General features: G+C 35.1%; 9 protein-coding genes. 4 read left to right on the top strand and 5 right to left on the bottom strand.

Annotated features, from left to right (window positions below; all coding sequences use genetic code 11):
- Positions 1–184 precede the first annotated feature (184 nt).
- Together ACE1OF_RS15080 and prsT are read right to left on the bottom strand one after the other, a co-directional pair.
- Entirely contained in the window at positions 185–1,081 is an 897-nt protein-coding gene (locus ACE1OF_RS15080; RefSeq protein ID WP_448895477.1) for a PEP-CTERM sorting domain-containing protein, read from the bottom strand.
- Between the two features lie 251 nt (positions 1,082–1,332).
- Positions 1,333–4,089 (bottom strand): XrtA/PEP-CTERM system TPR-repeat protein PrsT, encoded by a 2,757-nt coding sequence (gene prsT / locus ACE1OF_RS15085; RefSeq protein ID WP_448895478.1) that lies wholly within the window; start codon positions 4,087–4,089, stop codon positions 1,333–1,335.
- A gap of 155 nt (positions 4,090–4,244) precedes the next feature.
- Here prsT and xrt point away from each other — a divergent pair, with 155 nt between their 5' ends.
- The gene (gene xrt, locus ACE1OF_RS15090) at positions 4,245–5,600 is read left to right on the top strand and encodes an exosortase (RefSeq protein WP_448895479.1); all 1,356 of its coding nucleotides are present in this window, start codon (positions 4,245–4,247) and stop codon (positions 5,598–5,600) included.
- A 20-nt stretch (positions 5,601–5,620) separates the two neighbouring features.
- On the opposite strand, the gene ACE1OF_RS15095 is transcribed toward xrt, so the two are convergent.
- The 3 genes from ACE1OF_RS15095 to ACE1OF_RS15105 are packed head-to-tail and all read right to left on the bottom strand — an operon-like array spanning position 5,621 to position 9,193.
- Positions 5,621–7,162 (bottom strand): hypothetical protein, encoded by a 1,542-nt coding sequence (locus tag ACE1OF_RS15095; protein WP_448895480.1) that lies wholly within the window; start codon positions 7,160–7,162, stop codon positions 5,621–5,623.
- Positions 7,162–8,163: an endonuclease/exonuclease/phosphatase family protein gene (locus ACE1OF_RS15100; RefSeq protein WP_448895481.1), complete on the bottom strand. Its 1,002-nt coding sequence runs from the start codon at positions 8,161–8,163 to the stop codon at positions 7,162–7,164. The genes ACE1OF_RS15095 and ACE1OF_RS15100 overlap by 1 nt, the downstream gene beginning before the upstream one ends.
- Positions 8,141–9,193, bottom strand: coding sequence for a glycosyltransferase family 4 protein (locus ACE1OF_RS15105; protein WP_448895482.1), 1,053 nt, complete (start codon positions 9,191–9,193; stop codon positions 8,141–8,143). Before ACE1OF_RS15105 ends, ACE1OF_RS15100 begins: the two co-directional genes overlap by 23 nt.
- 141 nt (positions 9,194–9,334) lie before the next feature.
- Between ACE1OF_RS15105 and ACE1OF_RS15110 the strand changes: the two genes are divergently transcribed.
- The 3 genes from ACE1OF_RS15110 to ACE1OF_RS15120 are packed head-to-tail and all read left to right on the top strand — an operon-like array spanning position 9,335 to position 12,296.
- Positions 9,335–10,435 carry a glycosyltransferase gene (locus ACE1OF_RS15110; protein WP_448895483.1) on the top strand — a complete coding sequence of 367 codons (1,101 nt, stop codon included), beginning with the start codon at positions 9,335–9,337 and terminating at the stop codon, positions 10,433–10,435.
- A gap of 46 nt (positions 10,436–10,481) precedes the next feature.
- Positions 10,482–11,474: a glycosyltransferase family 2 protein gene (locus ACE1OF_RS15115; RefSeq protein ID WP_448895484.1), complete on the top strand. Its 993-nt coding sequence runs from the start codon at positions 10,482–10,484 to the stop codon at positions 11,472–11,474.
- Positions 11,475–12,296, top strand: coding sequence for a glycosyltransferase family 2 protein (locus ACE1OF_RS15120; RefSeq protein WP_448895485.1), 822 nt, complete (start codon positions 11,475–11,477; stop codon positions 12,294–12,296).
- Positions 12,297–12,298: the final 2 nt, after the last annotated feature.

A 12,298-nucleotide genomic window follows, 5' to 3' on the forward strand; every position in this document is an offset into this window, starting at 1 on the left:
AGCCAAGGTAGGGTAGAATTTATTCTACAAAGTGGCGCAATGAATTACGCCCTACAAAAACACTAGCCAAGGTAGGGTAGAATTTATTCTACAAAGTGGCGCAATAAATTACGCCCTACAAAAACACCAGATTTTCAGGCATAAAAAAACCGCCAGTTGGCGGTTTTTTCATTCTAGTTATTAATTAAGACTTACGACGACGTGCGCCAGCAAGACCTAATAAACCTAAACCTAAAATTGCAATAGAAGCAGGCTCTGGAACTTGCATGCTCATACGGCCAGTGTGGTTTGCAGCAAGGATAGCTTGACCATTGTTATCAAAAACGATATCTAATGGCGCTGAAGGGAAACCAGCAAAACCAGCAGTTACTGTTTGGTTAGAAGACCAACGAACATCGCCTAAAGCAGCCCATTCGCTTAATGTCATCTCTGAACCACCATGATTGATTGAAAAATCATCACCTGCATTATTAGCAAAGTTATCTACAGTACCTGTAAATACTTGCTTAGATTGACCACCAACATTCTCAGCACCACCTGAAGAAATATTTAAGTCAAATAAGTTATGAAAACCTACAGCTAAACCAGTATTAGCGGCATTTAACGAAACAAGACCAAATTGTAAAGTACCTGAAGTATAAGCAAAATCAGTACCGTCAAACGTTCCCATTAAGTCATTGAAGAAAAAGGTAAACAAATAATCACTACCGTAACCATCCATAGTTGGAATTGGGTTAGGTATGAAACTACCAACGTTATTATTAGCAAGTGAACCTAGGCCTAATGTATCTAAACCACTAGGTAATGCATTAAAACCAGCAGGACCAAAGCCACCGTACGAGTGAATGGTATCACCTACAGATAATACACCATCGCCATTATCAGTAACTAAAGATTGTGAGTTATAAGCAAATACGAACTCTTCAATAGGATCAGAACCGAAATTAGTGTTTGCAGGGTCAGCAACTTGAACGCCGCCTTGTGTACTTGCACCCCAGCTTGCATCCCAAGAGATTTGATCAGCAACTGCAGTACCTGACAAGCTAGCTAGTATAGCAATTGATGTTATAAATTTTTTCATTTTATTCTCCATTAAATAAATTAAAAACTGCTTTATTTTAGTTAACTTGCTTTTTGCGGTAACCAAAAATTTATTATGTGTAAACAGACTCCCTTACACTATGCAGCTTTAATGCCAAAACAAACAACATATTGATATTATTGCATTTTTTAAATAATCAATAATATAAACCTCAAACTGATGTAAAAAAACCTGACAACCAAACTCCGCGATACAGTCGTTAAACTTACAGCGTTAATCACTTATTCTTTTTACTTTGATTGCACTATTGCCAACCTTGCTAACGACTCACTGCTCAGCATATTTTTATCTACTTTAAGTAGTAATGAATCTACCAAGCTATACTGTTTATCAACAAATAACGCCTGTATATAATGAACAAGATAGTTTTGATTATTTATATTCGCTTTATAAGCCTTATGAAGATATTGAACGGCTTCAGAAACATTTCCCGCTTCTAGCTGAATAAGTCCATAGGTATTCATAACAGCGGGAACATTTTCAGCTTTCGAAAGTGCTTTTTTCGAATAACTCAGTGCCTCTGGTAGTTTTTTCTGTACTAATAACACGTAGGCAATATTATTCAGTACAACATAATGCTCATTGGTTTTTTTGGCTAAGCGTTCATATATTGCCAATGCCTTGTCTGGCTCTTTTTCGGTATATAACTCAGCTTGTTTAAGTATTAACTCAATCGTTAATTCATTATTTTTCTCAAAACCAACAATTAACGCGAGTGCTTCGTCTGCCTGATTTGTGTTCTGCATTGCTTGCACAAGATCAATTAAAATAGGGGCCGAAGGTATTCTCTCATAAGCGGGTTTTAAATAATGAATGGCTTGCGTAAAGTCTTCCTTCATAAAAGCAAGCTTTCCTTTAATAACCTCATACTTAGGCGAAATATTAGACATATCAGGCAATTTAGAGAATAATTGATTAGCTTTTTCTAAATTATTATTCTGAATATATAAAAACACTAAATTGAGTACTTCGTTATTGCCACCTAACCCCATTTTTACAATAAGCTCTTGTTCTTGAACTGTATCAAAATTTTGTTTTCTAGCATTCAGTATCGCAATTTTAAGCTTTCTTGCTTGTAAAGCATTTGGAGATGAAATTAACAATTGGTCTAATTTTTTCAGCGCTAATTCACCTTTATCCTCAAATGCTAATAACCTAGCTTCAACAATGCGTAATGGAAAACTCTCAGGATTTTTGTCAAGGGATTGGGTTAAGACTGACGTAGCCTCTGCTACTTTTTCATCACGCATGTAGAACCCTAACAAAATAAGGCTCTCGTTAGGTGAATACTCACTATTTTTAACTAACTCTGTCAGCTTTTCATTTACTAATGCTTTATGCTCATCAGTTTTTCCAATACGGTAAATAGCATTAATAGTTGGCGCATTTGAAGTGTCTATTGTGAGCACTTTTAAATATAACTTAATAGCGGTGGCTATATCATTTTTGCTTTCAGCAATGTTGCCTAAATTAAATAGCGCAAGAATATTTTCTTGATCTTTACTTAAAATATCATTGAAAGCATTTTCTGCAAGCGCATACTCTCCCTGCATTTTATAAGTAACACCTTCTAACGTTTTAGACAAAACAAAATTACTGTCTAAAGTAGAGCGCGCCACTTTTAAAGCTTCATCAAAATTCTTTTGCTTTAAATGTTCCATAATAAGCAAAGAAATAACTTGTTCTGATTCAGGGTTACTCTTTATAGCTTGCTCAAAAAAACGAATAGATTCAGGATCATTCACTGACATTTTAAGAAGCCCTTGTTGATAAGCTAATTGTCCGTTTAACGGCTCAAGTTGTTGCGCTTTATCAAGTACATTTGCTGCTTTATCTACATCACCTTGTTTGAATAACTGACTAGAAGATAGCGATAAAAAGCTAGCATCTAGCTCTCCATCTGTTGCATTTTCAATATCTTCATATGATTCATCAATATACCCTAGCTCTATACTTATTGCGGTTAGCAATCTTCGTGCTGGGTGTAGCAAAGATAATTGGTTTTTAATTTTCTTTAAATGGCTGTAAGCCCTTTCTGGTTGGCCTAATTTATAATAACTGTAGCCTGCAATAATTGCCGCCCCAGTAAGATCACCTTTATTTTTCAGCGCTACCTCTGCAAATTGTTTAGCTCCAGCATAATCTTCGGCCACTAATCTGCTTTGCGCTTTTACCATATTTATCAATGGATTGTTCGGGGAAATAGTTAGAAATAAATCAGCTTGCTTTTCAGCCTCAGCTAAATTTGAAGACGCCGCTAAAGCCATAGCATACATAAGTCTACTTTGATTATCTAACGGCCTTAATTGCAAGTAATCTTTAAGGCTATTTGCGGCAAGTTCCATTTTGTTTGCGGTAAAATACGTTTTAGCTTTCAAATCAAGAACTATTGATTCGTACCCGTCACTATTAATCAACTTATCGGCAACACCTATCGCTTCATCAAATTGCTTTCTTAAAGTATAAAGCCATGCTTGCCCTAACTGCCCGTAAACCGAGTCAACATCCAACCCAACCACGTTATCAAGTTCACCTAATGCTAAAATTTCTTCACCTTCGTAGATATAAGTCACAGCCAAAAAGTAACGTAAACTTTGCTCAAGCGCCTTATTGTCAACAATATCTTTTAAAAGCTGCTCTATACCAATACCATCTTCTAAATGGCTATAAGCCTCAGCTAATAAAGGATAAACCAACTCAATATCGTAATTATATTTTTTGGCACGACTCAGTTCTTTTTCTGCAATTAACCAATTACCTTGATTAATATATGATTTACCTAACAGAAAACGCGCTTGCACATCATTAGCGTCAACTTTCAGCACATTTTTAAGACTAATAATTGCTTCTGCTGTTTTATTTTGTTGCAAATAAGTTTGGGCGTCATTTAAATATTCTTCTGTCGTTTTATCCTGACTACAGCTAACTAATCCCCCCGCTAAAGCAACAGAAAACACTATGGGTAGTAAACTTTTTTTAGAATTCATCTTTATTCCTTTGGAGATTTATCCACTAAATTATTATATTATTTATTTGTAAATGCTTATATTAACGACAATAACACAAAAATAGTTATACTATGAACAAATACAAGCGCTTAAAATTCAGCCCAAATTAAATTAATACCAGCAAGGTCAATATTTTGAATATAAAAAAAACGGAAGCTTACGTATTCAAACGTTCTTTTATTCCACTCATTAGTATCATACTCATTACTGTACTCGTTGCCCTATTCAATGCGCCTATTATGGTAACTTTATGGCGTTACAGTTTTGATGATGGCACCTACTCGCACGCATACCTAATACCCTTTATTGTACTCTATTTGTACTATACGTTATTTGAAAACAACGAATTACAATTTAGAGAAAAACTTTCTTGGTTTGCGTTAACCCTATTGCTTTTTTCGGCCTACAGCCTTTTTGTGGCATCTACAGCGCAAATCACCTTGGCGTATTGGTTAGCCACCTTAATGCTGCTATGCGCTAGCATTAACTTTTTATTTAAGTTTAGTATAAAGTTAATTTTTCCTGCACTTTATTTTATTTTTCTCATTCCTGTGTGGGGTATTCTTACTATTCCTCTGCAAAACCTTTCGGTTATTGCAGTAAATTTCTTAATGAGCTTTACCAGTATCCCTGTTTTTGTTGAAGATGAATTTGTACACATACCTTCGGGGGTGTTTGAAATTGCAGGAGGATGCAGTGGCTTACGCTATTTACTCACCTCTTTAGCTATTAGCTCTTTATATATTTTTCTTCACCTTCGCAACATTAAAAACATCGCTATTTTTGCTTTGGTTGCTATTTTAGGCGCACTAGTAACCAACTGGTTACGCATTGCTATTTTAATTATTATTGGCCACCAAACTGAAATGACCAGCGATTTAATGACCGACCATAATATGTTTGGCTGGTATCTATACGCACCATTTATGTTGTTACTCTTTAAATTTGGTAGCTATCTTACGGATAAAGAAAGTAACAATGTAACAACAACAAGCAGCTCAACACAAAAACAGCCAAATAAACTAAATGGGTTAGCACTATCAGCTTTGTTCACGCTATTAATAATTTCTTCTACTGGTTTAAAGCAAGCATATCTATTGAATTCACCAGAAAAAATTCAACAAGATAACGCACAAAACCTAACGATAAAACCGACTATATTTCATTATTCGTTACTTGAGGTAAAAACAGCACGTCCTGATAACGTACATTTAATTTATCATTTTCATGGCAATGAATTAGAAGGCAAACCAACATTTTATGATAACAATTTAATACCTGAAGGTTGGCATATTTTAAATACAGAAACACTGAACCAACAACAAATTATTAGCATTCAGAAAGGCAAACAAAAAGCAAATATTACAATGAGTTACGTTATTAACGGCAAACAAATAGCAAGCATTGGGCAGTTTAAAAAAGAACGACTCAAAAAAGCGTTAACGGGTCAAGGAACAACATCCCTGCAATGGCATTTTATTATTCAGTAAAAAATAACAATGCATGGCAATCACTTCAACAAATGAACAACTAACCACGGTAAATCACTTGTTGAAGAATACATCCAAGCAAACCGACGAGGTGGCATGACTGACCAATATTTTGTCACCTTTTTTTCAGCGTTAAGTTTACGGTAAGAGCCTTTGCACTGGTGCACAAGCGAACTAAACAATTCTTTAACCATAAAACTATCTTGTTTCTTTTGCTCTTTTATATAGGTTGATTTTCCTAGCAATGCAGCCACATCACAAGCATGCTGAGGGTCTGACCATTGATTCAATTCTTCTTGAGTTGGGTTGTCCATTGACACGATATATTTAGGAATAACAATCTTATGAACACGCTTGTCACCAAAATAAATACCATAATTCAAAATAAAATCGCCAAAAGCATCAATCAATGCCGCTGATTTCTCATCGCCTGTTAATCTATAATAACGCCATAAAGCATCACCTAATAAAGCCATCATCCACGGAGAACAGGCTGCTGTGTCATCACCCCAGCCTTCATGCGACTTAAAACCATGTTGTGGGCAACCTCTTAGTGGCCAGTCATTTTCAGGCCTAAATGTCATGCTTATTGTGGCATCTATTATCTCTTTTATTCTACTTAATGCTGCTTGGCTACCTGTAAGCTCCCAATAAGTTACCGCTACATTAAGTGCGGCAGCCTGATTACGTTCAGTCCAAAAACCACGAGACAATGAATATTCTTCATCCCAACCTAATGAGCTTTGAAATATCTTAGTTAACGCTTCCAGTGCGCTATTATCAGCACTTAACAAATATTGAAGCGCTAAACCTCTTGGCATTAAGTATTTAGGATCAAAGCGCTTAATTAAGGTAAATTGTCCTTGGTCATCAATATGCTGTTTATAAAAGTCCACCGCCATATTTGCTTCATTAAGCCATGCTTTATCTTCTGTCATAATATACAACTGATAAAGCGCTTGTGGTCTGTCATATAACCATTGCCCCGCCTTTGTAGGAGGGTAACCTTTCTTTTTCAAAGCCTTTTTATTCGTAATAAAATGTGCATATTTTTGTTGGGGTAAAACATACCAATCAGTATCGTGATCTTTGCTATCAGCATGCAATAATAGGCTTTGTCTTAACCATTGCTGTGAAGGGTACACTAAACGCTTTTTTTGAGAACTCAAGCTTACCAATAACGGTGATATGTTTTGAGATAAAATACCCGCATCTTGCACATTAACATTGGGTAGTTCAGACCAAGTAAATGACAGCTTCCCTACAAACCCCTTAAGATCAACTGAATCAATTAATAAGGTTCTAATGTATGCGTTAGGTTGAGTATTAGGCCATAGCGTTACAACATGAAATTTTGAATTTATAGAAATATCTTTATATTGAATTTTCAGGGTTGAATTTAATGGAATAGTATTATTAGGAACAGGTAAAAGTAATAACGAGGTATCAGAATCAAGCGCTACATCCAAAGAAACCGTATTATTTTCTCCAATCGCAAGCGAAGAATAAAGAATAAAAAATAGGATAACACTGAAAATAGAAGTTATTGAGTTAACATTCATTATTTAATACTTAATATTGAAACAACAGGTCGATGATCTCCTGTTATAAAATTTAACACGGTAGCATCTTTTAAAACAAAGTCATTTGAAAATAAAAGATGATCAATACGAACCCCATGCCACGACGTTTTTTTAGTATAATTTAGCCCAAAGCTTGCATTACCTAAGGCATTATTCATTGACGAAAAGTATTTTTGATAAATATTTTCATCTTCTAGCATATTAAAATCGCCCGCAATGATTACTTTTTCTTGAGCATCTACCCATGACGCAATTAATAATGACTCATATTGTCTATTGTCTTCTAATTTATTCGCCGCCGTTTGCGCCCATTCTCTGTGAATAAAACTCATAATAACTGAGCGTGGTGTTTCCATATGAATATTCGCCAACGAAAAATCACCTTGAGCTGTTTTAATTTTATACAGCATAGCAAAGTTTCCCCAGCCATCAATTAAGTTCCTGCTCAGCTGACCAGTTACTTCAAACGTTAACTTACTTAAAATACAAAGCCCGCCCCTACAATTGGTTTGGTACTCTGGTGAAATCCATTCTGAAAAGTTAGTATTTCTTACCTCTTGTAACAGCAAAATATCAGGCTGCTCATTCTCTACTAATAATTGTATTTCATAAATAGAACCGCCACCGCCAATGTTCGCCTGAATAATTTTTATTGTACTTTTATCTTCTGCCGTATGCTGAAACTGAACATAGTGTGCTAATGCAGGTAACTGAAAATCTAAATAATTTAACCCCCCAATGAAAAGCACTGGTAATAACAACTTTTTCTGCTTACTTAAAACAGGCCAACAAATAAACACCAGTAAACTAACAAGCAATAACCACCAACGCGGGCCAAATAACAATAAATATTTAGGAATGGTCAAGCCCTGAAAAAAGGGCCACCAAGGTAATAATGAAACAGCAACTACCGCTATTACTAATAAGTAAAAATATAAAGTAGTTAGTGCTTTAAACTTACGCTTTATAAAGTTCAGCATACTTTTTCGCAGTGGCTTCTAATGAAAAATTATCTTTAATATAAGAAAATGCATTGTCACCTAACTTGTCAATTAATTGCTTATTTTCAGCAACTTTTTGCAAAAGGTGTGCTAATTTTTTATCGTCGTTATAGTCAAACAAATAGCCTGTTTCGTTATCAATCACTAATTTAGGATTACCACCAACATTGCTAGCAATAACAGGTATTTTATTCGCCATGGCTTCTATAATCACCATAGACAACCCCTCAGTTTCTGACGTTACCGCCAAAACATCAAAGCTTGAATAAATAACATCTCTATTGTTAACCATACCATGAAAAACCACCTTAACAGGCCATTGCTGTTCACTGTTATATGCTTGTAAAGCCGCCATACACTCTCCATCACCAAAGTAATGTATTGTTAAATGTTCTTGTATCGCGCTAGGTAACAATGCTGCTGCCCGTAATAAGGCAATTTGGTTTTTTAACGGGATCATACGGCCCACAGAACCAATACTTAACCCAATATTTTCGGCTGTTTTTTTCGCTATTGGCTGAATCAGCACACCGTTATCAATGACATAACTAGGCATATTTTTCCACCGATGGGTTTGTTGAAAATTATCTAACCCCTCCTGAGAAACAAAAGTAATAGCACTAATATATTGACCCGCTTTTTTATGTAATTTAATCCATTGAGAATCAGTTAATGGTGCCGCACCATGTCGGGTATATATAATTTTTGCTTTAATAAAAGGTAATATAAGGCTAAGAAACTTTAACGCATGTGGCGAATGAATATGTACAATATTACACGTGCGTAATTGATAAAAAACCTTTATTAATTTAACAATAAGCAAGTCATTATTACTATAAACAGGTGTCTTTAGTTGATGACATTCCTGCTCTAATGGCTCACCTGGTTGCCCTAAAGAAATAATAATAGGCTGTTTGCCATTATTTTTCTGCACTTCACATAAATCAATTACAAAGCGCTCTGCGCCACCAATTTTTAAACTACCTACAATATGTGCTACTTTTATCACTACAACTCACCCATAACTAATTTATCTTTTTTGGATAAATCAGCTATATTCTAACTACCCAGTTTAAAGGTATAATAATTGAGTTTAGTTATGATTGATACGTAGAAAACAAACATATGTACATAAAATCAAGGAAGTAGTATGAAGTTTCAACCTCAATTGAGGATTTTAGAAATAGTTCAAAGCCTAGAAAAAGGGGGGCGAACCAAAAGATTTACTGACACCGTTATGGGGCTACGCGCACATAATCAAAACATAACACCTTTATGCTTATCTCAACCAGAGCCTTGGGTTAACATACCGAAACTTGTGTTAATTGAACGAAAAAACCTCTCTGCGCTACAATTAATTTTAAAAATACGAAAGTTAATAAAGCAACATAACATACAAGTTATTCATGCACATTGCGAACTTAGCCAGCTGTATGCTGGCATTGCTGGTTTTACTTGTGGTGTACCAACCATAGGTACTTTTCACCGTTCTGATTTAAGTAAATATCAACCCAGTAAAGTTAACACCCTGCTTAAATTTTTACTTTCACACTATATTGCCGTGTCGCATGACCGTTTATCATTATTAACAAAAAACTTAGCTTTGCCAGAAAAAAAGTGTCATGTGGTTCATGGCGGAGCTATTATTGAAGATGCCCCTACCGAAGCATCAGTTACCGAAGCACGAAACACCTTACACATTCCTGAAACACAAACCGTACTATTAAGTATTGGTCATCTTGGTGAAATAAAAGGTCATCAAGATACCATTACCGCATTAGCTTCTGTTATTAATGAACAACAAAATATTCACTTATACATTGCAGGTGACGGCAGTGAAACTGAAAAAAACACGTTATTAACGTTAATAGAAAAGCTGCAACTGCAAAACCATATTACTTTTTTAGGACAAATAAATAATACCCCCCAATGGCTTGAAGCATGTGATATTTTTATACAGCCCTCAATAGAAGAAGCTTTTGGCTTAGTATTTGCCGAAGCGGGAGCAAAGGCAAAACCAGCAATAGCCACTAAGGTAGGCGGTATAAAAGAAATTATTATAGACGGAGAAACAGGGTATTTAGTGCCTCCTGCCTCTCCAGAAAAGCTAGCACAAGCGCTAAAAGAATTGCTAGAATCAACAGATAAACGAAAATTACTGGGTAACAATGCTTATCAACGCATAGCCACCCAATTTTCAATTGATAACATGGTTAATAAATACCTAACCATAATTAAACAGATTATTTAAATAAGCAGTGAAATAATTACCAATTCAATAAAAAACGGATATAAAAATGGACAATATTAACGTTACCGTGGTTATTACACCTAGAGACAGATATTCAGGCGTTATAGAGTGTATAGAGAATTTATACCAAGTCACCACACAACCCTTTTATTTAAAAGTGTTGGATCTTGACTACCCTCAAGCAATAAAAAAACAATTAATACAACTAATTAACAGCAAAGAAAACGCAGAAATAATTGAAATGGGATTAATCATTCCCATGGAAGCCATGCGTAAAGTCAGAAACGACATAACAACACCCTACGTTATGTTTCTTGATAATGATTCTAACGTTACTGAAAATTGGTTGCCGCCATTACTTGAAGTGGCACAACGTAAAAACGTTGCCCTTGTTAACCCATTAACCTTAGAAAAAGCAGGCGTAGACATAGGCGCACCATTACGTAATCATTTATTCACCAATGAAATTACCTTTTTAACTATTGAAGGTGAAGACTACCTTATTGAGAAAAAACACCTTAGACGTGCGCTACCAGAAGATATTCCAACAGAAGTTACCCCGTCTGAAATGTTTGAACTTCACGGTGTACTTTTCAATACTGAAATATTAAAAAAAATAGAATTACCGCAAATGGTGATCAGAGAACATATTGACATTGCCATGCAATTGAAAAAAATGGGATACAAAGTATTTTCTCAGCCTAAATCAATAGTTATTTTTGATAATTTAGGTACACGCATGGAATATAGCGATATGCGCTTTTTCTTTTTCCGCTGGCAAAAAAGCCTAACATGGCAAGCTTCTCGACTATTTGAAAAACGTTGGGGTTATAAATTTTATGCCGAAGAAGCCATGTATCATTGGGTATTTAGGCGTAGAATATTTTTATATTGTCGTTGGCTTCATATACCTATTAATACAGCTAATTTTATTACACGTATTGCCGCCAAAATTAAAACTATGATTAAGCCTGTTTGGGACCCTGTAAAAGACCCAGAAAGTAAATCAATAAACTTTTTTAGTAATAAGGAATTTTAAGTGAACACTTCTATCAGTGTTGTTATACCGTTTTACCATGCTGAAGAGTTTTTTGAAGAAACATACAACTCAATTAAAGCACAAACACTACCCGCAACAGAAATTATTGTAGTTATTGACGGATGTGGAGAAAAAGCTGTAAATTTTTTAGCCTCATATAACGATATTAACGTGATTAATTTAGAAAAAAATGGTGGCCCTGCAAGGGCTAGAAATATAGGAGTAAAAAAAGCCATAGGTAATTGGATTGCCTTTATGGACGCAGATGATAAATGGGAACCTGATAAGCTAGAAAAACAACTCTCATTTTTAGAATCAAAACCAGAGTTTAGCTCTTGTCATACAGGTATTAAAACCTTTATTGGACAAGAAGTCATATCAACATTCAACAATAAACCAATGCAGCTAACCATTGAAGATTTATTAGTATCAAGCCATGTTGTTCCTACGTCATGGCTAATTAAAAAAAGTGCTTTTGAAAAAGTTAGTGGGTTTGATACTGAAATACAGTGCTCGGAAGACCATGATATAACCATTAGGCTAGTTGAAGCAGGTGAACAAATTGGCTTTTTAAGTGAACCATTAGCATTTTTACGTCGAGAAGGTCATGGTAATATTTCATCTAATGGCCGAAAAATATTTATAGGCCATAGACAATTACTTAAAAAACATCAATTTTTGTACAATCAACACCCCCAATTAAAGCATCTGTTTATGTATAAAACCTGTATGACTGCTGGTGGTAAAACCGTCGGATTAGAAAAAAAATGTTATTACCTATTAGGTAAACTCATTAAAATTTTATTTAGCGTAAAAGACTAGGA

The organism is Colwellia sp. E150_009, from assembly GCF_053543955.1.